The organism is Nitrosospira lacus, from assembly GCF_000355765.4.
Lineage (GTDB): Bacteria > Pseudomonadota > Gammaproteobacteria > Burkholderiales > Nitrosomonadaceae > Nitrosospira > Nitrosospira lacus.
Map to the genome: position 1 here is coordinate 1771025 of NZ_CP021106.3, position 19104 is coordinate 1790128.

At 54.7% G+C, this 19104-nt stretch carries 18 protein-coding genes; 7 read left to right on the top strand and 11 right to left on the bottom strand.

Features of this window, described 5'->3' with window-relative positions; genetic code table 11:
* The first annotated feature begins 801 nt into the window (after positions 1-801).
* From ahr to EBAPG3_RS07910, 4 genes are all read left to right on the top strand, one after another.
* Positions 802-1815 (top strand): NADPH-dependent aldehyde reductase Ahr, encoded by a 1014-nt coding sequence (gene ahr, locus EBAPG3_RS07890; protein ID WP_227869177.1) that lies wholly within the window; start codon positions 802-804, stop codon positions 1813-1815.
* A 200-nt stretch (positions 1816-2015) separates the two neighbouring features.
* Positions 2016-2225 (top strand): hypothetical protein, encoded by a 210-nt coding sequence (locus tag EBAPG3_RS07900; RefSeq protein WP_085921986.1) that lies wholly within the window; start codon positions 2016-2018, stop codon positions 2223-2225.
* Positions 2226-2364: 139 nt separating this feature from the next.
* Positions 2365-3024 (top strand): DNA oxidative demethylase AlkB, encoded by a 660-nt coding sequence (alkB, locus tag EBAPG3_RS07905; RefSeq protein ID WP_085921987.1) that lies wholly within the window; start codon positions 2365-2367, stop codon positions 3022-3024.
* A gap of 296 nt (positions 3025-3320) precedes the next feature.
* Positions 3321-4004, top strand: coding sequence for a hypothetical protein (locus tag EBAPG3_RS07910; RefSeq protein WP_085921988.1), 684 nt, complete (start codon positions 3321-3323; stop codon positions 4002-4004).
* Between the two features lie 28 nt (positions 4005-4032).
* Here the strand turns inward: EBAPG3_RS07910 and EBAPG3_RS07915 are convergent, their stop codons facing one another.
* The 7 genes from EBAPG3_RS07915 to EBAPG3_RS07945 form a co-directional block, all read right to left on the bottom strand.
* Positions 4033-4227 carry a hypothetical protein gene (locus EBAPG3_RS07915; protein WP_085921989.1) on the bottom strand — a complete coding sequence of 65 codons (195 nt, stop codon included), beginning with the start codon at positions 4225-4227 and terminating at the stop codon, positions 4033-4035.
* Positions 4228-4390: 163 nt separating this feature from the next.
* Positions 4391-5371, bottom strand: coding sequence for a tyrosinase family protein (locus EBAPG3_RS07920; RefSeq protein WP_085921990.1), 981 nt, complete (start codon positions 5369-5371; stop codon positions 4391-4393).
* A 15-nt stretch (positions 5372-5386) separates the two neighbouring features.
* Complete coding sequence (locus tag EBAPG3_RS07925; protein ID WP_085921991.1) at positions 5387-5845, bottom strand: hypothetical protein; 459 nt, start codon at positions 5843-5845, stop codon at positions 5387-5389.
* Positions 5846-6157: 312 nt separating this feature from the next.
* Complete coding sequence (locus EBAPG3_RS07930) at positions 6158-7501, bottom strand: undecaprenyl-phosphate glucose phosphotransferase (protein ID WP_418304119.1); 1344 nt, start codon at positions 7499-7501, stop codon at positions 6158-6160.
* A gap of 64 nt (positions 7502-7565) precedes the next feature.
* Positions 7566-8345, bottom strand: a complete 780-nt coding sequence (gene epsA / locus EBAPG3_RS07935) for an XrtB/PEP-CTERM-associated transcriptional regulator EpsA (protein WP_040851500.1) — start codon at positions 8343-8345, stop codon at positions 7566-7568.
* Between the two features lie 687 nt (positions 8346-9032).
* Positions 9033-10925 (bottom strand): pyruvate kinase, encoded by a 1893-nt coding sequence (locus tag EBAPG3_RS07940; RefSeq protein ID WP_227869178.1) that lies wholly within the window; start codon positions 10923-10925, stop codon positions 9033-9035.
* Between the two features lie 583 nt (positions 10926-11508).
* A complete protein-coding gene (locus EBAPG3_RS07945) occupies positions 11509-11682 on the bottom strand; it encodes a helix-turn-helix domain-containing protein (RefSeq protein WP_004175473.1) in 174 nt (57 codons plus the stop codon).
* 248 nt (positions 11683-11930) lie between these two features.
* On the opposite strand from EBAPG3_RS07945, the gene EBAPG3_RS07950 reads away from it, so the two are divergent.
* Both EBAPG3_RS07950 and EBAPG3_RS07960 read left to right on the top strand, forming a co-directional pair.
* Positions 11931-12821, top strand: coding sequence for a pirin family protein (locus tag EBAPG3_RS07950; RefSeq protein WP_081607236.1), 891 nt, complete (start codon positions 11931-11933; stop codon positions 12819-12821).
* Positions 12822-13167: 346 nt separating this feature from the next.
* On the top strand, positions 13168-13866 hold the full coding sequence (locus EBAPG3_RS07960; RefSeq protein WP_004175469.1) for a pirin family protein: 699 nt from the start codon (positions 13168-13170) through the stop codon (positions 13864-13866).
* Positions 13867-14000: 134 nt separating this feature from the next.
* Here EBAPG3_RS07960 and ygiD read toward each other — a convergent pair whose 3' ends face one another.
* The 3 genes from ygiD to EBAPG3_RS14980 all read right to left on the bottom strand — a co-directional run bounded on the left by ygiD (position 14001) and on the right by EBAPG3_RS14980 (position 15563).
* Positions 14001-14804, bottom strand: a complete 804-nt coding sequence (gene ygiD, locus EBAPG3_RS07965) for a 4,5-DOPA-extradiol-dioxygenase (RefSeq protein ID WP_227869179.1) — start codon at positions 14802-14804, stop codon at positions 14001-14003.
* A gap of 355 nt (positions 14805-15159) precedes the next feature.
* Positions 15160-15348, bottom strand: coding sequence for a hypothetical protein (locus EBAPG3_RS07970; RefSeq protein WP_040851815.1), 189 nt, complete (start codon positions 15346-15348; stop codon positions 15160-15162).
* The gene (locus EBAPG3_RS14980) at positions 15345-15563 is read right to left on the bottom strand and encodes a hypothetical protein (protein ID WP_151898883.1); all 219 of its coding nucleotides are present in this window, start codon (positions 15561-15563) and stop codon (positions 15345-15347) included. The genes EBAPG3_RS07970 and EBAPG3_RS14980 overlap by 4 nt, the downstream gene beginning before the upstream one ends.
* A 468-nt stretch (positions 15564-16031) precedes the next feature.
* On the opposite strand from EBAPG3_RS14980, the gene EBAPG3_RS07985 reads away from it, so the two are divergent.
* Entirely contained in the window at positions 16032-17990 is a 1959-nt protein-coding gene (locus EBAPG3_RS07985) for a GumC family protein (protein ID WP_151898884.1), read from the top strand.
* Positions 17991-18011: 21 nt separating this feature from the next.
* Here the strand turns inward: EBAPG3_RS07985 and EBAPG3_RS07990 are convergent, their stop codons facing one another.
* On the bottom strand, positions 18012-19100 hold the full coding sequence (locus EBAPG3_RS07990) for an aminopeptidase (protein WP_151898885.1): 1089 nt from the start codon (positions 19098-19100) through the stop codon (positions 18012-18014).
* Positions 19101-19104: the final 4 nt, after the last annotated feature.

The following is a 19104-nucleotide window of genomic DNA, read 5'->3' on the forward strand; positions in this document are numbered from 1 at the left end:
GACCGGTGCACCTTTTTTTCGGTGAGTTGCGGAAATAACCCGGTGACGGGTTGCGTCTTGCTCCACCCATCTGCAAAAAACCGTATAGAGGCATATTTATTTTTTATTTTCAATCAGGCTGCCGTGCGTACCGGTCCTTTGCGCGCGGCCCAATTGGCATATGGTACGGCAGGAGAGCTCGCATGACCGGCAAGGCCGGAGCAAGCAGCCAGTGAATGATATCACTTGCCTGCCCGATAATCCTGTGGAAGCGGTCGGGTTTCCATGGTTCCGGCAGGAAAACAGGATAGGGGTTAAAGTCGTTTCGCGTGGCTGATGTTGCTGTTGCCGCCTTTGGCCTGTATGCAAATATGCGGATAGCAACATGAACCTGAAAATGTACGTGCACTCTTGCCGAAAGAACGCCGCAAGAGCCGGGTAACGAACTACGCACGCACTCGAGCCGGACGTTGCGAGGTGCGGGGCGGCGAATCATTCAGACGGGCGATAATGCGGGCGGTTTATGATGGATAGTCTGATGGCTTCCGGTCATCGATTATCCTGATCCGGAAATTGACCACTCATGTTTCATTTCAGTATGATGATTTACAAAGGCTTTTTTTATCGCCGGATTTTCATCTTGCGGTGAGTTCGTTACAACTGCCGGAGCCGGGATTATTTCAACTTGCCCTGAATCGGCAGGAGTAAGATACGTAATGATCTGGCTGGAATATCAATAGCTTCACACGATGCACCGGATGCCGGATCTGATGGCGCACATGTTGAACGTTGATGGGAATTACCTTTAACGAATGGAGGATCATGATGAGCGAGATTCACGGATGGGCCGCGCACGGCGCTAAACAGAAGCTGGAGCCTTTCACCTTCGATGCCGGTCCGCTGGCACCGGAGGAGGTGGAGATGGCCGTTGAGTATTGCGGTCTCTGCCATTCCGATCTTTCGATTCTCAACAACGACTGGGGCTTATCCCGATACCCTGTCATACTGGGACATGAGGCGGTGGGGCGGATCGTCGCGACAGGCGATTATGTCAAGGGATTGCACATCGGGCAGCGCGTCGGCATCGGGTGGAGCGCGGGTAGCTGCATGCACTGCCATGAGTGCATGACCGGCAATCACAATCTTTGCCCGGAAGTGGCGGCGACCATCATCGGACATCACGGCGGCTTCGCGGACAGACTGAGGGCTCATTGGGCATGGACGATTCCACTGCCTGACGCGCTCGATATTTCCTCCGCGGGCCCGCTGCTTTGTGGCGGGATCACGGTGTTTGCCCCATTGCTTAGGCATGGAGTGAAGCCGACGGACCGGGTGGGGGTTGTGGGTATCGGAGGTCTGGGTCACCTTGCCCTTAAATTTGCCAATGCCTGGGGTTGCGAGGTGACGGCCTTCACGTCCAACGTATCGAAGATCGAGGAGTTACGGGCATTAGGAGCGCATCGGGTTGTGTCAAGCCGTAACAGCACGGAAATTCTCGCGGCGGCCAACTCGCTCGATTTTCTGCTTATCACCGTGAATACGCCCCTGGACTGGACTGCGCTGCTCAAGACGCTGAAACCGAATGGCCGCATGCATGTGGTAGGCGCGGTCCTGGAGCCGATGCCCATTTCCGCCTTCGACCTGATCATGAGCCAGAAAAGTATTTCAGGATCGCCAACGGGGGATCCTTCCGCAATTTCGGCCATGCTGGATTTTGCCGCGCGTCATGGTATCGCGCCGCAGGTGGAACATTTTCCGCTGAGCAGGGTGAATGAGGCAATCGAGCATCTTGCGGCGGGCAAGGCACGATATCGCGTTGTTCTGGACGTTGCATGAGGGAGGCTGCGCCGAGCCGGGAGGACCTGGCAAAATGCGTAGGAGTGAGCCGCTTTCATTTCCATTGCTTGTTCAGACAAGGCACCGGATTGACGCCAAGGCAATGTGCGGCGGCGCGGCGCGAGAACAAGGTACGCAATGAATTCGGCCAGGGTGGCACCAGCAGCCGTTTCTATGAGAAGTCGAGCTAAGTCCTGGGCATGACGCCAACCTGCTACCCTGCTGGCGGTGCCCATGCGGAAATCCATTTTGCCATGGGCGAGTGCTCGCTCGGAGCGCTACTCGTGGCAAAAAGCGACCAGGATATCTGCGCAATTCTTCGGGGCGATGATCCCGGCAAACTGGCGCGCGTCCTGGAAGACAGCTTTCCTCACGCCAACCTGATTGGCGGCCTGCATCGGGGCTTGTAGAGCGAGCATGTCTTTCCGATTCGATCACCATACTGCTGTCCAAGCCGAGCCAGGATTTCATGGGTGAATTCTGCATTCTTCGGGTCATCCTCACAGTGCGGCATCATTTTCCGCGATGCAACCTGGAGGGACGAACAGCATGACGCCGGATCTGTTCGAATTCGAGGAAAGGCAGCGATGCCGGAAGTGGCGTGAGGAACTATGCCCTGGCGCAGTGGTGTTGCACGGCTTCGCGGCGCAGGATGATACGGCCATCTTCGCGGCGCTGCATGGTGTCACCGGCGAGGCGGCGTTTCGCCATATGATCACACCGGGTGGTTTCCGCATGTCGGTGGCGCTGACCAACTGTGGCGCCTATGGCTGGGTGTCGGATCGCACCGGCTATCGCTATGATGCGACAGACCCGGAAAGCGGCAAACCCTGGCCGCGCATGCCGGGCGTATTCCTGAAACTGGCGCAAAAAGCGGCGGCAAGCGCCGGTTTCGAGGATTTCGAGCCTGATGCGTGCCTCGTCAATCGCTACGAGCCGGGGGCGCGGCTGTCGTTGCATCAGGATAAGAACGAGCGCGATTTTGGCGCACCCATTGTTTCCGTTTCACTGGGGCTTCCAGCCATTTTTCTGTGGGGTGGTTTGCGGCGGGAGGACAGGCCTGTACGCATACCGCTGATGCATGGCGATGTCATGGTATGGGGCGGACCGTCAAGGCTGTGTTATCATGGGGTTCTGGCGCTCAAGGAAGGAAATCATCCTTTGATGGGCGGTTATCGCATCAATCTGACCTTTCGTAAAGCGACTTGAGGAATTTCGCCGGCACGCTTCCGCGTTTTTATTTAAAAACACCTGAATTTATGGCCGTAACAGTAAGAATTCAAAGAAGCGGCGTGCACACCGACTCAGCTCAATCTCTTTTGGGTCGTATTCCCCGCCGCTTGCGGCGTCAAAAATTGACCAAACTCTATGAGCAATACCCCTCTCATTAGGGTGGAGTTGGTTATTTATCAAATACTTGCGATTCCAGAAGAATGAACCAGGATCATTTCCATTTGGTAATGGCCTGCTGATGGTCTCCGCAGCTGGAAGACAGGAGAATCAATATGATTCCAAGATTTTTCCCCAATGTGTTCTACCCGGGATGCGTGGTACTAATGGCCTTGGTATTTTTGCCAGCCGCCCATGCCCAGCAAACCGGCAACATCTCCGGTGATGCGTGGCAACCCCATCGCCCTGACAATCAGCCGAAACAAAAGGAGGCCATCTCCGGCGGTGCATGTATCGTCCAGACGGGAGCTTTCCCGGTTGGCTTCAATGCATATGTGGTCCCGGACGGCGATCATCCTTCCTATCCTCCGTTTTGCTCTCCAGTGCCGGCAGGTCCCCTCAATCTGGTTATAGATATACTGGCACCAGACATGCGTGAAGCGCCGCTCGCTGTGAGGCTGATGAAAATAGAAGGCGGGGAAGAGCGTGAGGTATTGTCGGTACCCGCAAAAGAATACACATCCGGAAACATTCCCCTCGCAGTTAATCTAGAGCCACTCGGTAAATATAATGTCCTGCTGATTGGCAATGATGCCTCGGGAAACGTCAACAGCCTGGTTAGCATTCCTCTGGATGTACGAAAAACGGGGGATTTTGTTCATACGGGAAATGGAGGCACGGGCTGGGGTTTCCTGGTACTGGTAGTAGGCCTTGCGGGACTCACCGGCGGTGTGATCCATTTCTGGCGTCCCAAACCCAAGCCAGTTGTCACGCATACGCGTACGGGGGGAACGGGTTAACTCCGGGATTCGCGTATTTCGGGGTTGTTTATGTACGGCGCCGCATAAGCGAGCCATCCTCGAAGTTTTCAAGATGAAAATAGTCGAATGGAGTAGTCGCGAATGGACTATCCGCAAAGGAAAAATACGGCGTGGGTCCGATCGTTGCCCCATTTGCCACCAACGGGCTTGTCAGCAGCACCACGGCGGAGAAGGTGGACAGGGCTGTACCCAGGTTTTTCATGGGATATCCTCAGGATGGATAAATGAAGTTCTATAATCCATCACAAGCATATTCTGTGCATTTCTGATAAGCCGCTGTAACAATTCGATTTATAAATTCACCGAAAGGCCGGTTGTGAGAATATGTTAAAAATCCCTGCACTTACCTCTCTTTGTATTCAGTTTCATACGCTCAATGCGTCGTAGGTATAGAATTTACTGATATCCAGCATTTCCGCCGGAGTGGTCGTGCCCGACAGCAGGGAATTCAAGGTGTCATTGAGGCGGTGGCCCCGCAGGCTGGCAGGTTCGGATTGCGCCGGCACGTAGATGCGGCCATGACCCTCGGGCGGTGGCTGCATCCAGCGCTCCCAGATGCGATCCACATTGCAATGATTAAGATAAAACACAGGATCATTGGGTGAGGTGGAAGGCGACATGTCTCCCCCTATGAACACATGGACCCGGTTATGCAGGCTCGGAGGCGGAATCTGCGGCTGGTTTTGCCAGCCTTCGACGAGGTTGCGGAAGCCGGGGGAAGCGGTATTCCAGGGAGCGGCATCATAAACAGATTGACCGACTGCGGCGGCCGTGTGGGCTTTCCTCGGCAAGCGGGTCGTCTGAACACCCAGTTGCCGGCGCAGACCGCGGTTCACCTGTACCAACTGCCCGGTTGCGCCGCTTGCGGTAATGCGAACGCGCCAGGAGCCTGGATTGGCGGGATCGAACGCGAATGGACCGGTGGTCACCGGTATCCCCGTGCCCCCCATGCAGTTGACGGCCCAGATCGGCGCTCTCCGCTGACGAGCGGATGATAATTGACCGTCTTGTGCCCAATCCCAGTACGGCAAGCCAAAGGTCAGGTCATTGCCAAGCACGCGCTGGAGATTCATTTCCAGTTGCAGCAGCATGAACCGGTGCCACGGAAGAAACACGGGACCCCGATGGGCGGCATTCCGGTCACTCTGGGTGGACGGAGTAAATGTTGTCATCGCAACGTGATGCCAAACCACGAAGAGGTCATAGGTGCTGACTGGCTGGGAGGTGCCGCTGATGCCCAGGTCTGAAGTCGTGGGTCCGGGGAATTCATTCTTCAATAATTTTACCCCCTGGATATACTTGTCACGCGCGGTCGCGCTGGTCAGGATATTTTCTCGTATCGCCATGGCATTCTCCTGTATCTACTTGTGGTCAGCGTGGGGTTTCTTGCCGGTTTTTCCGGCCGGAGCCGCTGGGGCCGCCGGTGTTGCCGGTGCCGGCTTGGAGCGAGACCTGGTTTTGGTTGCATGAGCGCCATGCGCTGAGGGCTTGGCCCCGGCAGCAGGGAAGTCGTCAGGAAAGACATCGATCAATTGCTTGACCATGTCGATTGCGGAAGCAAAGCTCATATTCGGTATCGGGTGATAATGAACGTTTCCATCATTGGTGACCCCCATATGCCCGGTGACCGGGGTACCATCGACTTCTATCTGATAGGTCGTGCGGATAATGATATGGTGACCTTCGTAGTCCGCCTCGCGGATGGTTTCGGACGTTGCATGGTGATGTCCTTGTGTTCCCTCTACCTGGGCGGCATGTTTCTTTACATATGAACCTATCGACTTTACAGTCGGCCGCGTGATGGAATTCTTGCCTGCCATGGATCACCTCCTTATGAAATTTAACCATTCAACCTGAATCCGACAGGCTGACCGCTCATTCCCCGGCTTGTTGCCGTCGCCGCATCCCGCTTCTCCGGGGTCGCACCTTTCTTTGGAATGCCCTGCTGCGCCCCGGATAATCGGAACCGGCACATGTTATTTACTATAGATAAGTGTCGTGAAAAAGCAAGGAGCAGGAGTGGGCCGCCGGGAATTACCGGAATTCCGGGCTGCCATGCGGCGAAGCGTGATGGAGTAGCGGGGGAAGCGGGGCCCGGCGAGGTATGGGTGGCTAGGGCCTGTTAACAGGCCCTAGTACGCGGCGCGATCTCTGAAGACCACCATGATGGTTTTGAGGATGATATGCAGGTCGAGCCGCAGCGACCAGTTGCGCAGGTAGTCGAGATCGTGGTCGATGCGCGCCTGCATCTTGTCGAGCGTCCGTGTTTCGCCGCGGTAACCGTTGACCTGGGCCCAGCCGGTGATTCCGGGCTTGACCTTGTGGCGGATCATGTAGCCCTTGATCAGGTTGCGGTAGATCTCATTGTGCGCCACGGCGTGCGGGCGGGGCCCGACGATGCTCATGCGCCCCTGCAGGACGTTGACGAACTGCGGCAATTCGTCCAGGGAGCTCTTGCGCAGAAAAGCGCCGATGCGCGTGATGCGGCTATCTCCCTTTTGCGCCTGGCGGATCGATTCGCCATCTTCGCACACCCGCATCGAGCGGAATTTGTAGACCAGGATTTCCTCTCCATCGAGGCCGTAGCGGCGCTGCTTGAAAATGACGGGGCCGGGGGAATCCAGCTTGATGGCCAGGGCGATGATCAGCAGAAGCGGCGAGATCAGCGCCAGGATGAGCAGGGAGAGAACGATATCGCTGGCGCGCTTGATGATTCCGTTGGAACCGGTGAAAGGCGATTCGCACACGGAGATGACCGGGGTGCCGCAAACGGTGCCGCTGCGGCCCTGGATAAGATCGGTGATGAACATGTCGGGCACGAAGTAGATGGAGGCCGTGGTGTCTTTCAGTTCGTCGAGCACATGGAGGATGCGCGGCTGCGAGGCCATCGGCAGCGACAGGTAGATGTACTGGATGCGGTTTTCCTTGACGAAGCCGGGAAGCTCGCGCAGCCTGCCGAGCAACTGGCTGTTTGCGGCCTGGTTGAGCCGGTTCGGGCTGCGGTCATCGAAGAAACCGGACAGCTCGATTTTTGAGTAGCGCGTCTCGTGAATGCGGCCGGCCAGCGCGGCGCCTTGATCATTCATGCCGACGATGATGGCGCGCTGCGGCGGCCCTTGCAGCATCAGCAGGTAAGGGGCGGTGGCGCGCAGCGCCAGATGAGCGCCGATCTGGCTCAGCGGCGCCACCCAGAGCCATGTGATCAGCGCCTCGCTGGAGAATTCGTTCATATAGCCGGTGGCAACGCCCAGAAGAAGCAACAGCAAAACCACCCAGAACCAGCTGTACAGAACGTCGAAGACCAATCTTTTAATTGAAAATTGCAGGCGCGAAGTGCCGGGGAAGGTGATCGAAAACACGATCAACGCGAGAATCAGGTAGGGAGGCCGTAATTCCCCTTCGATGCCGGCACTCACCAGCCAGAGTGAAAGTATCAATGCCGCAGGGTCGAGAATGGACTCGACAGCGCTCAGCATGTTGTTGCCAAGCGGCCCTTTGCTATGGGTGGAAACCGTGGAAGCGGAGAATGCCGGATTGGCTTCAGCCATGGCTGAGACTGCGTTCTATCTTGGATACGGCCTGCATCCGGTTATAAACATCAAGTTTCTTGAAGATGCGCTGCATGTGGTTTTTTACGGTGAAGGCGCTGATGGACAGGATACTGCCGATTTCACCATTGGTTTTGCCCATCTTTACCCAGTTCATGATTTCGCTTTCACGCTCGCTCAGTCCATGGTCTGCGTTCTCCGGCAAATCCGCCAGAAGCGGTGGATAGTGCGGCAGAGGGGCCACGCTGCGCAGGGCGGTGTCCAGATAAGGCAGCAGGATTTCCATTGCGCCGAGCGTGGTGTTATCGAGTTTGACTCGCGAACTGAAAATCACGTAAAGGCAATCATGATGTCCGCGCCTGTCACTGATACCATGCAGTACCGAGGAATGCATGCCTTGCAATGCCCTGCCAAGAGAGCACTGCAATCTCCAGCCTTCAAACAGGATGCCTGATGCGCCAATATCCAGCATGTATGGAGTCTTGCCCCGCTCAACCCAGCGATTATGGAAACCGCCGAGCAGTGGAGAAAAACGCGTCGGGTTTGAATGGTCGGTCCTGACTCCGGGTAGTGTGGAAATAACATCATGTCGAATGACACTGGATTCAAAATCGCCCCAGGCGGCAAGCATGATTTCATGGGGCAGGTAGTGCTGCATTTCGCCCTGCAGCCATTTCAACAGGTCGAAATGACTGCGCACGGCGATTCCTTCCTGGATAATGCGGGCGTAGCGCTGTAGGTGGTCAGGGGAAAGTGAGGAGAAGAAACTCATGTCCGGCGAATTATTCCTGGTTGATTAAGAAAAGATTGCTGATTAGATTACATCGCAAGGCCATCTCCGTATTGATTTATTAGTCATATTCAAATCACAAATCGGAATTAGCTGCCCAACGGGTCCGGACCCGCCCAAGCCTTCCAGCGTTAGCACATAACGGTTTCGCCGTTGGCGATTTGATGGCGACCTGTCTTATGACGACCTGTCCTTTATTTTTTCCTTGAGTACGCTCCATGGAGGATATTCAGATTGCTTCCCGTGCATAAGTAAAGCGTAGGGGAAAAAATATTGTTCTGGAATGTGACATATTGTCGTGCTGGTGCATATCTGATAGAAGCAAGCATAGGGAAGGGACATGACAGTCTGATTACATTCCAGTCAAGGTTATGTGACAAGATATCCGGCTTGATGATCTGAAAGGTACCTCGTCCATACGCGAAATTTATGAAGACAAGCGGGGTTGCTCGTCTGGAGGCTATACGGATAATTGATCTGCAACCGGCGGAATACGACAGTCCGATTCACAGCCAATGGCTTCCTGTAATTAATAACGAGAATGATTCTTATTATATTTAATAATGAGTGAAAAGCAAGTTTTCTTGTGCGTAGAGCAGTGGTTATGCGAAAAAACTCCATGGAATGACGCTGGCTGGAAGGGTAGGACAATAGCAATATGGCTATGGGTTACCAATGCAGCCGCCGCAACAATGAGCGCTTTTTCCACTGGTGCGCCTGCATGCGTTGCAGGATATTGTCCAGCATCTGGATCGCTTCAATAATGTGCGGTCCCTTGTTGAGCATCACACACTCAGCGCGCTCACCCATGGCTGCGTCAGTGACTTCGGCGCGGCTGGGTTTGCCGGTTTTGGCCAATCCTTCCAGCACCTGGGTGGCCCAGATTACTGGAAGATGTGCCGCCTCGGCCAACCATAGAATTTCTTCCTGCAATTCCGCCAATCGTTCATAGCCGCACTCCACCGCCAGATCGCCACGTGCGATCATGACTCCCACCACCGGGGAGCGCAGCAGGGTAAACATCAGTTCCGGCAGTTGCTCGAAAGCGGTACGTGTCTCAATCTTGATCACGATCCCCAGCTTATCGGCATCAAGACGTTTCAAATGCTGCTGCAACAACGCGATATCGGCAGGTCGCCGTACAAAGGAAAGCCCGACCATGTCCGCGTGACGTGCAACGAATTCCAGATCCATGATGTCCTGAGCCGTCAGACCATTCAGATCAAGCTGGCTGTCCGGCAGATTGATCCCCTTATCGGCCAGCAGTTTTTCTCCACCATCTCGCGCCTGGGTGATTTCAACCAGGATTTCGCTGGCAGTGATATCGCGGATCACGCCGCCGATGCGGCCGTCATCGATCAGGATACGTTCGCCGGGCTTAACCGCCCCAAAGATCTCCGGTAATGAGCAGGCAATGCTGGCCGCACGCAACAGCCGGCCGCTTTCATCGAACCGGGCCGGAAGGCCGGGGATCGGGTCACGCGTGATGATAAGGCTGTCGCCGCGATGCAGCCGGATTGTTTCAGGCGCCTGAGGCAGCATGCCTACCTCACCGGCATAACCGGTTCCGCGCGGATGCCCGGAGATGGGCACGCGCAACAAGTATAGTTTCAGGCCGGGCCTGATATAGGCACTCTGTGTGGATTCCGCCCAGTAACCGGTTCCGGCTTGCCCGACCAATTGCAGATTACGCAATGCGCCGCGAGCATCGGTGAATTCGATCTTGTCGCGCGCTGTCGCCTGCTCCAGCCAGTCTCCCTTGACCGAGAAGCAGGCATGGGCATGCGCCGGGCAGGGAGATGCATCCTGCTCCGGATATATCCAAATGCGTGCGGGTGCCGTCACTTTACCGTACGCATCGCGTTTCGGCTGCCATCTTAGGACCGCGGGACCGGATGAAATTTCTCCGGTACGTATTTTCGGGCCGCCCAAATCCATCAGGATGCGGCAGTGGCGTCCTGTTTCGCGTCGCGCGCGTTTGATTTGCTTGACCATGCGCGTCCAGACGGCGGCATCATCATGCGCGCAATTGATTCGGGCACAGTCCATACCTTGCAGAAGCATTTCCTTGATCAATGCATAGTTGTCAGCGGCATCGCCCGGCAACGTGACCAGAATACGCACGCGCCTCTGCGGGGGAGGCTTGCCAAGCAGATTATTGGCGTTGGTTTCCAGCAGGGCGGGGCCAGCTGCCGCGGGGCCGGCGAAGGTAGGGGTTGATTGCGGCGCCTGCTCGCCCATCGCGCGTCGCAACAGCACGATAATGGAATTTAGGTTGCTCAGGACATGCGATTCCGCACGCCCCATGGATGATAGTCCGGCCGCCGCGAGCTTTTCCTGCAAGGGCCGCACATCGCGCCGCCGCAAGCCCAGGTAATGAATCAGATTGGCCGCACTGGCTCGATGGCGCGCATCCACCTTCTGTAATATTCCGGTGAATTCGTTTTCCATTGCCACCAGATCCTGATGCAACGCGGCCAGTTCGCGCAACAAGTCAGCATAAGGATCTTTTTTGCTACGTCTGGATGGCAAGGTATTGCTACCCATATGAGGCGGGTTCATGCTCATTGTTCATAATTATCGGAACGTTGACACGGTATTGTTACGTGCATGTGACAATGATCGCAGAAAAGCCTTGCTTTTTTCTCAAGCAATAATTATAATAAGAATCATTATCATTATTGATAAGAGAAATCTTGTGATAATGGCAATGAGTCGAACTCACGTGTTGCCAGCATAGTGCAGATTTCATGGAAATCAAGCTATCCAGGGATTGGAAGCCACCACCCAAACGGTGGGATTGAGATCGCAATGCTACGTTTATCCGTTGCCACTGGGTTCTCCTACCCATGGCCTTTCAGCCAGCCAACCCCTTCAGGGCAAGCCAGCCAACTTTTTTTTCCACGTTACCGATTCCCGCGGCTACACTTTTCGGATATCCTGATCTGAAGCGGCTTCATCCTGTCCAACCACCGGACTTGGGCTTAATGCGCGACCTCACGCCAAGGTAATGGGAAAAATTCATGCCGGGTTCAATTCCTGCTCGCAAGGCGGACTTCCTTCGAGCACTCTTCTGCCGCCCGGTTAAGCTGTTGCATAATTGAGCGTGCACGCTGAGAGAACGCGACTCCCTTGTCTGTCGGAGTCACTCGCGTGGCGAGCGATGCAGCAGCTCGACCTTCGACACAACCCCCAGATCGGTGATGCGTTTGCTGATGACGGACTTCGATAAGCCCATGGGCTGGGCCGCGGCGCCGATGCTGCCGGTTTCCATCGCCTGCAGAAATGCCAGGATATCATCAAGTCGATATTGCATCATTCTGTTTTACCGACCACTGATTTCGGAGAAAGAGTCGTTACGGATCAACTCGGAGAAGAGTACATTCATACACTATATTAAAGTTGGAATATGTGACCGTGATGATGCGGTTAAGAGGTCGCCGGGTCGATGGAGCAATCCGGCTGCGTTGCAGCCCGATGATGAGCGCGTCATTCGGTAAGACCTGGCTTCAGTAGTAAGCCTCAATCGTTCAACAACGCGTTAAAAAATTAGAGAGGAGGTAGCAAATGCCGGCCATAAAACCTGAGACCTCGGTCAAGAAGCTGCAGAGCATCCAGCGCAGTACAGAACATCACTGGGTCGGTGACGGGTTTCCCGTGCGCACACTTCTTGGTTATTCGAACCTGGGGCCGGTGATCAGCCCTTTCCTGCTCTTCGACTACGCCGGTCCCATGGAATTTCCCCCCACTGAAAAACGCCTCGGTGTCGGCAAACATCCGCATCGAGGATTCGAGACAGTGACCATTGTCTATAGCGGTGAGGTGGAACATCGCGACAGTTCTGGTGGCGGCGGCGGCATTGGTCCGGGCGATGTGCAATGGATGACTGCCGCATCGGGTCTCGTTCACGAAGAGTTTCATGGCCGCGAGTTTGCGCGCCGCGGCGGGATGTTTGAAATGGTACAGCTGTGGGTCAACCTGCCCGCCAGGGACAAGATGTCGCCGCCGCATTACCAAAGCATCTTGAATAGCCAGATTCCTGTTTTGAGCCTTCCTCATGGTCAGGGGAGCGTGCGCGTCATTGCCGGCCAGTTCGATGGAATCAAGGGGCCGGCCCGCACTTTCACACCGATCCATGTGTGGGATCTCCGCTTGGCGGGCGAGCGGCGGATTTGTCTTCCCGTGCCCGGCGGCTACACTACGATGCTGGCGGTGCTCAAAGGTTCGGTGCGGGTCGATGGCGCTGAAACAATCGGGCCTGCGGAAATTGCTCTGTTTGAGCGGGAAGGCGACCGCCTCTGTATCGACAGCGTCGAGGATACGACAGCATTGCTGCTCTGCGGCGAACCGATTGACGAGCCGATCGTCGGGAGCGGTCCTTTCGTTATGAACAGCGCCGAGGAGATTCGCCAGGCGATTGTGGATTACCAGAGCGGCAGGATGGGGCATATGAAGTGAATGTCAAACAGTTGCTCTTCCCGACTGGTTTTATTGCCGGGTTGTGAGGCCTTTTTATCCAAAACAAACACCGGGCCAGGATCGCGGCCCCATGCTGGTTACTATCGAATACGAAGTTGAAGTTGCATTGGATCAGCGAGAAGCAGAGTGCCACCCCAAGACTTCCCCTTTTGTCAGCGGTGCCCCAACATTATCTACCGCTTATAATTCGATGGGTGCCGGCCCAGGAATCGGCGCGCTCCACTTGCCTCCCGCCGGGCTTTTTCCTGTTTTCCGGCGAATGCCTGTCATAACCGCGCCCAAATTTTTTACTTGTTTTTACTCACTTGATTAATGGAGACTGTTCATGATGGAGCTACGTCGCGCCGAGGAGCGCGGTCATGCCGAACACGGCTGGCTGGATTCCTGGCACAGCTTTTCTTTCGCGGATTACTACGACCCGAAGCATACGCAGTTTCGCGCGCTGCGCGTCATCAATGAAGATCGGGTCGAGGCGGGCCAGGGTTTCGGCACGCACAGTCACCATGATATGGAGATCATCAGCTATGTGCTGGACGGAGCACTCGCCCATAAGGACAGCATGGGCAACGGCTCCGTCATTCGTCCGGGGAGCGTGCAACGCATGAGTGCGGGCACGGGTGTGCAGCATAGCGAGTTCAACGCTTCTTCGAGCGAACGGGCGCACTTTTTGCAAATCTGGCTTATGCCGAATGTCATGGGTATTCCACCCGGTTATGAGGAAAAGTATTTTGACGATGCGAAAAAACGGGGTGCATTGTGTCTGATCGCGTCACCGGATGGTGCTGACGGTTCCGTAAAAATTCATGCGGACGCGAAATTATTCGCCGCGCTGGTGGATGCCGGTGAAAGGGTCGAGCGGGCGATCAAAAAAGATTTCTTTGTTTACGTCCATGTTGCCCGTGGCAAGGTATCGCTCAATGGTACCCCTCTCCGCGCGGGTGATGCCGCAAAGCTCACCGGCGAAAGCCATCTGGTTCTCGATCGGGGGGAAGAAGCCGAGGTGCTTATTTTCGAGTTGACGTGAAAATGGTCCTGGAAGGCCATGCCGATTCAACCCGGATCCCTGCCAGCAGGGTGTTAGCCTGACAGATGAGCGATCAAACGCCGGATTTAAGCTTAAAGTTCAAAAAAAACCCTAAAAATCCGCTGCTCGCCTCATCAGCCGACTCTTACCGCCAGCATGGAAATTGAGCCGCCGTCGAATCCATCTACCGGAAAACTTATTTCTTCACCTTTTTGCCGCTGCGCCAGAACATAGAGCAGCGGCAAATAATGATCCGGCGTGGGAACGGACAATTTCGCATCTTCCCCCAGCTTTTCATATTCGATGAGTGGCTCGAAATCACCCGAGTCACCTGAGCTTAATGTCTTTCGTACTACATTTTCGAATCGAAGCGCCCAGTCGTACGGTTCAATCTTGTGATTTCCCCATGAGTAGGCGTGGAGATTGTGGACGATATTTCCGCTGCCCAAAATAAGCACTCCCGCCTCGCGCAATGGCGCGAGGCGCCGGGCGATATCGTAATGCCAGACTGCCTCCCGGGTTTCATCGATACTCAGTTGAACGACTGGAATATCGGCATCCGGAAAAAGGTGCATGAGGATGGACCAGGTTCCATGATCCAGACCCCAGCCGGTATCCATCGTGACTACGGCCGGCATGAGCAGGTCGGCCACTTCAGCGGCAAGCATGGGGGAGCCAGGCGCAGGATATTGAGCCCGGTAAAGTTCCGGAGGAAATCCACCGAAGTCATGGATGGTTCGCGGTTTTGACATTGCCGTGACGGCTGTTTGCGGTACATACCAGTGCGCCGATATGCAAAGGATTGCTTTGGGTCTGGGAAGCGCGGCACCCAAAGCGGACCATGCCACGGTATAGGCATTGCTGGAAAGCGCATTCATGGGGTTGCCGTGCCCGACGAAAATTGCGGGCATGGTGGATATGGAGGGATAGCGGCTCATGCTTCTTCCAGGATCATGATAGCCATAATCCTGAATCCGGTGGTTGAAGGGGAAGAAATGCGCGTTTTCCGCAGGTACAGGGCAAACCGCAACGCGGAGGAATGCGGGCACTCCGCATGGAACATCAATGAAACGTGGCCGGGGCATCCCCTGCACGGCTCCCGATCTCCTCTTCGCGGAGATCCTCGCGCAACATAGCCAGTGAGATGAGAATCAAGCGGCATAAACTTTCTACCCCTCACGATACCAGACCAACAAATGAGCGGTCGACCGCCCAGTCGGGATGATACCGGGAATGACCCTTGTTTCTGATGGCGGCATGGCAATTGGCATGATGCCATGCAAGGTTTGCCAGTCAGGCAATTTTCTTCAGCAGCATTACTGCGTCGTTCCTTTTCTTTCCCACTATTTCTTCAATATTCGTTTCGGGCTTCCGGCCATTCGACTGGTAGTGGGTCAGCATTTTTTGCCTGAAGGCCGCCGACCTGCAATCGAACGAGACAACGGTGATGCGGGGTATTTCTTGATCGGTGGGTGATGTCATTCTCTTGATTCCTTAATAAGTAGTGCAGGAAAAGTAGAAGGGGAAATCATGGCGTGCAATTCCGCGGTGGTTTCACCAGAGAAGAGTTGGCGTACTGAGGGTGGATATAAGCTATTTAAATGCAAGAAATCTCCTGGATGAATTTCCAGGCTTGCTGCAAGGGGCGCGAAACGATTGAGGACGGTTTTCGGGGAAATGATCAAATAACGCTCCATGAGGGATCTATTCCAGAAGTTAGTCACATGCATCAAGAGATCCCACGGATGGCTACCTTAAAGCAAAATCTTTACAGGAATATGAAAAATCGGTTTATTTTCAAATCATGGGCATATTGTCGCCGCATTGACGGTTCCTGTTTGTGTGGCACCGCACAGAAGTTTCTTTTGGCATGGCATCTCATTGCGAGTGATCCATTCGAGCTGTAAAGTGATGATGCCATGGGTCTTCCCAGCCGGGGGATGGACAAAAATCTGAAGATGCTCTTCGTTTCACAAACCGCCTGATTCAGCATAGGTAATGATCGGCACTTTTCCTTGCCTTCTTGCGAATACCGGTATCTGGCATTGCATAAATACAAAAAATCCATCCAGGGCCGCCTGCTGCGAATAGATTGGCTTATCATTATCGATTAATTGAGTCATCAAATTGATTCCGGATATCAGGTACATATGTTTGAGCGGGTTATGACAAACAGAGCCAATGCGCGCACACCCCAGGACTTCTATTCTGCTGGCACGAATGCGAAGCCCTGGTATCGATCGCGCAGATTCAGCATTTTCAGCATTGTCTTTTTAATCAGCGTCACCATTGGCCTGGTTTACGACTACAGCCGTCCCGCCATTTACCGCAGCAGCGCGACATTGTTAACTTCGGCAATGACCGCTATTGACCGGGAAAGCGGCGATCCGGACGTTCAGCATGTTGCTATCCAAAGGCAGATCCTGCTGGGGCATGAACTGATCGCTGAAACCTTGTCGCGGCTCAAGGCGGCCGATAAATCCCTGCTCCGCCTCACGGCGTCCGATATACAGGCTCTGCTTCATGTTGAACCCGTCTCCGAAACCAATCTCGTTGAAATCCAGGCGGAAGATTCCGATCCGAAGTTCTTGCCCATTCTCATCAATACGTGGATAGATGTGTACCTTGACGCGCGGAATGAAGAAGTCAAACGACTGACGAGCGATACGACCCGAATTCTTGAGGACGAATTGAAAGGCCTGGCCGATAAGATGGAGTCTGCCCGGACAGAACTGGAGGCTTACAGAACAGCTCATGATATTTCCTCGACCGGACGGGAGGAAAATGAAGCGTTGGCTCGCCTTAAAGGCTTGACCGACTCGCTCAACAAGGCCAGCGAAGAGGAAGTCAAGGCCAGGGCAAATGTGGACGCTATAAAATCGGCCATCGCCCGGGGGAAGACTGTCGTCCCGAATGACGAGAAGGGCAGTGTGACCGAGCTCCAATTGCGCTTGCAAAATTTACGCGAGAAGCTGGCGGACCTGGATAAAAGATATACCCGCGAATATATCAATCTGCATCCCGAATTTAAATTTATTCCGGAGCAAATCAAGGAACTGGAAACGACAATCAAAAGTAAGCACCAGGAAGGCAGAGACGTGGTCCTGGCCGATGCGGAAGTGGTTTATGCCGCTGCGCAGCAGACCACGCGGGAAATTCGCAGTCAACTGAATGAACACAAGCACCAGGCATCGGCTTTCACTACGAAATTCGCAAAACATGATGCATTGAAAACCGACCTGGAAAGCCTGGAGAAACTCCACCGTGAAACGCAGGAGCGACTAGTACAGGTCAAAACGGGACAAAAAGAAAAATACCCGCAGGTAACGGTCATTAGCCGGGCCTATGAGTCCAGGGATCCGGTGAGGCCGGATTATGGCCGTGATGCGCTGATCGCCATAGCGGTTTCCTTGTTACTGGGTCTTTTCAGTGTATGGGTTTTTGAGTATTTAACGCAGAGAAAGGAAGAACAACCATCGCCGATAGCGGTTTTCGGGATACACAGCTATCCCTCCACCGGCCGGGAACTGGCTAATTATCCTTCGCCCCCGCCTATTTCGCTGGATAGTAAAACAGAACATGCGCTGAGGGGTCCTTCGGCCAGGGAGCTCTCCAGTCATCAGCTGAGGATTCTGCTCAAAGCTTCAAATCTGAAGGCGAGGCAGTTGATCAGTCTTCTGCTCAGCGGTCTGAGCGTTGACGAAGCCGCCGCCTTGCGGCCGGGCCAGATCGATCTGCAGGCGGCAACCCTCTCGGTTACCGGGAGAACGCCAAGAACCATTCCCATGAGCGGGGCGCTTAAATCATCATTTGAGCAATCGGGTGGCCTCCCCGCATGGAATCCGGATGATCCCGGATTGCGGATCGATCTTTCCGCCGCCCTGGTTTGCGCGGCGGTGGATTCGGGGTTGCCCGATCCCCAGGAAATTACCGCCGAAGCCATCCGGCATAGCTATATCGCTTATCTTGTCCGGCAGGGGTTGCGGCTGTCGGATCTTGAACAAATCACCGGTTACCTGGAGCCTTCCGTTGTTTCTGGCTATAGCGCCTATTCACCCCCGCAACAAGGCCGTCATATTTACGAAATAGAACTCCTGCACCCGGCATTGATGACGAGTGCCTGACAAGATTCGGGGGGCTGGAGTTTACGGGACTGAATCGGCGGTGGCCTGGCCGCGCCACTCCGCCTGCAGTAATGAAGTCCGTTCTGATTCCGGGAGATGACTGATTTCTTTTACCGTCTCATAAAACTTGCCAAGGTTACCCTCATCCCGCGCCAGAAGCGCCTGAAATGCAGGTACCAGGCGTGTATAGGTGGAGATCGACGCGAGATACGCATTATTGAGATGTTGCGCCAGCCACCGGTCATAGTTGCCGGGCCCGGTTTTGGTGGTCTGCAACCCGGAGAGTTTTTCGCGCAGCTCGGCAAAAATGCCTGCCTTGGCCGTACGTTTTTCCGCATTACTCAGGGTGGAGGCAAAAAGCGCTTCCAGCCTTTTGCGGTATTCGAGCATTATTTCGGCGGAAACGGCTTTCCTTTTTTGGGCCGCCTCAAATGCGGCTTGCTGTTCATCTGTCCCATTATCGTTCAGCCACCGGCCTATGCCTTCCAGTTCGACCGCAGTTGCAAAGGATTCATTGAAAGTGCTGTCATCACGCACATACACAACCTGATGGGCAAGCTCGTGAAATATCAACTGGGCGAGTTCAATATCGGAATAGCCAAGGAACGTATTGAGTATGGGCTCCTTGAACCAGCCTAGCGTGGAGTAGGCACGGACTCCGCCGACCGTTACGTCATAACCCTTTGTCCTGAGTCCTTCCGCAAAGCGTTCAGCCTCGATTTTTGAGAAGAAACCGCGATAGCTGACACAGCCAGCCGCCACGAAACACCATTTCTCAAGTTCCAGCGATAGCTCGGGGGCGGCGGATACATTCCAGATCGCGTACGGGCGCCCGATGTCGGCATAAGTCGTGAAGCTCTGGTTATCCGGGAGTTCAAGTTCGCGGATGGCAAACTCGCGCAGCCTGGCCACCGTGGTGAGGGAGCGTTTCAATGCCTCCCCGGTGCCGGGATCGGCGATAATCTCGCTGATGGGCCGGGTGCGGTGCCGGATATCAAGATGGCCATCCACTGCTTGCGCGTAATAGCCGAGATTGGCGCAACCCCCCAAAAAAATGGCAAGGCCTATGGCAAGGTTCAGCGTCAGCGGACGCCATATTCGCAAAGACATGATC

What these genes read in the sequence shown, in the direction of transcription:
- ahr (WP_227869177.1), top strand. Translation starts at nt 802, where the DNA reads ATGATGAGCGAGATTCACGGATGGGCCGCGCACGGCGCTAAACAGAAG.
- EBAPG3_RS07900 (WP_085921986.1), top strand. Translation starts at nt 2,016, where the DNA reads ATGACGCCAACCTGCTACCCTGCTGGCGGTGCCCATGCGGAAATCCAT.
- alkB (WP_085921987.1), top strand. Translation starts at nt 2,365, where the DNA reads ATGACGCCGGATCTGTTCGAATTCGAGGAAAGGCAGCGATGCCGGAAG.
- EBAPG3_RS07910 (WP_085921988.1), top strand. Translation starts at nt 3,321, where the DNA reads ATGATTCCAAGATTTTTCCCCAATGTGTTCTACCCGGGATGCGTGGTA.
- EBAPG3_RS07915 (WP_085921989.1), bottom strand. Translation starts at nt 4,227, where the DNA reads ATGAAAAACCTGGGTACAGCCCTGTCCACCTTCTCCGCCGTGGTGCTG.
- EBAPG3_RS07920 (WP_085921990.1), bottom strand. Translation starts at nt 5,371, where the DNA reads ATGGCGATACGAGAAAATATCCTGACCAGCGCGACCGCGCGTGACAAG.
- EBAPG3_RS07925 (WP_085921991.1), bottom strand. Translation starts at nt 5,845, where the DNA reads ATGGCAGGCAAGAATTCCATCACGCGGCCGACTGTAAAGTCGATAGGT.
- EBAPG3_RS07930 (WP_418304119.1), bottom strand. Translation starts at nt 7,501, where the DNA reads ATGCTGAGCGCTGTCGAGTCCATTCTCGACCCTGCGGCATTGATACTT.
- epsA (WP_040851500.1), bottom strand. Translation starts at nt 8,345, where the DNA reads ATGAGTTTCTTCTCCTCACTTTCCCCTGACCACCTACAGCGCTACGCC.
- EBAPG3_RS07940 (WP_227869178.1), bottom strand. Translation starts at nt 10,925, where the DNA reads ATGAACCCGCCTCATATGGGTAGCAATACCTTGCCATCCAGACGTAGC.
- EBAPG3_RS07945 (WP_004175473.1), bottom strand. Translation starts at nt 11,682, where the DNA reads ATGATGCAATATCGACTTGATGATATCCTGGCATTTCTGCAGGCGATG.
- EBAPG3_RS07950 (WP_081607236.1), top strand. Translation starts at nt 11,931, where the DNA reads ATGCCGGCCATAAAACCTGAGACCTCGGTCAAGAAGCTGCAGAGCATC.
- EBAPG3_RS07960 (WP_004175469.1), top strand. Translation starts at nt 13,168, where the DNA reads ATGATGGAGCTACGTCGCGCCGAGGAGCGCGGTCATGCCGAACACGGC.
- ygiD (WP_227869179.1), bottom strand. Translation starts at nt 14,804, where the DNA reads ATGAGCCGCTATCCCTCCATATCCACCATGCCCGCAATTTTCGTCGGG.
- EBAPG3_RS07970 (WP_040851815.1), bottom strand. Translation starts at nt 15,348, where the DNA reads ATGACATCACCCACCGATCAAGAAATACCCCGCATCACCGTTGTCTCG.
- EBAPG3_RS14980 (WP_151898883.1), bottom strand. Translation starts at nt 15,563, where the DNA reads ATGGAGCGTTATTTGATCATTTCCCCGAAAACCGTCCTCAATCGTTTC.
- EBAPG3_RS07985 (WP_151898884.1), top strand. Translation starts at nt 16,032, where the DNA reads ATGACAAACAGAGCCAATGCGCGCACACCCCAGGACTTCTATTCTGCT.
- EBAPG3_RS07990 (WP_151898885.1), bottom strand. Translation starts at nt 19,100, where the DNA reads ATGTCTTTGCGAATATGGCGTCCGCTGACGCTGAACCTTGCCATAGGC.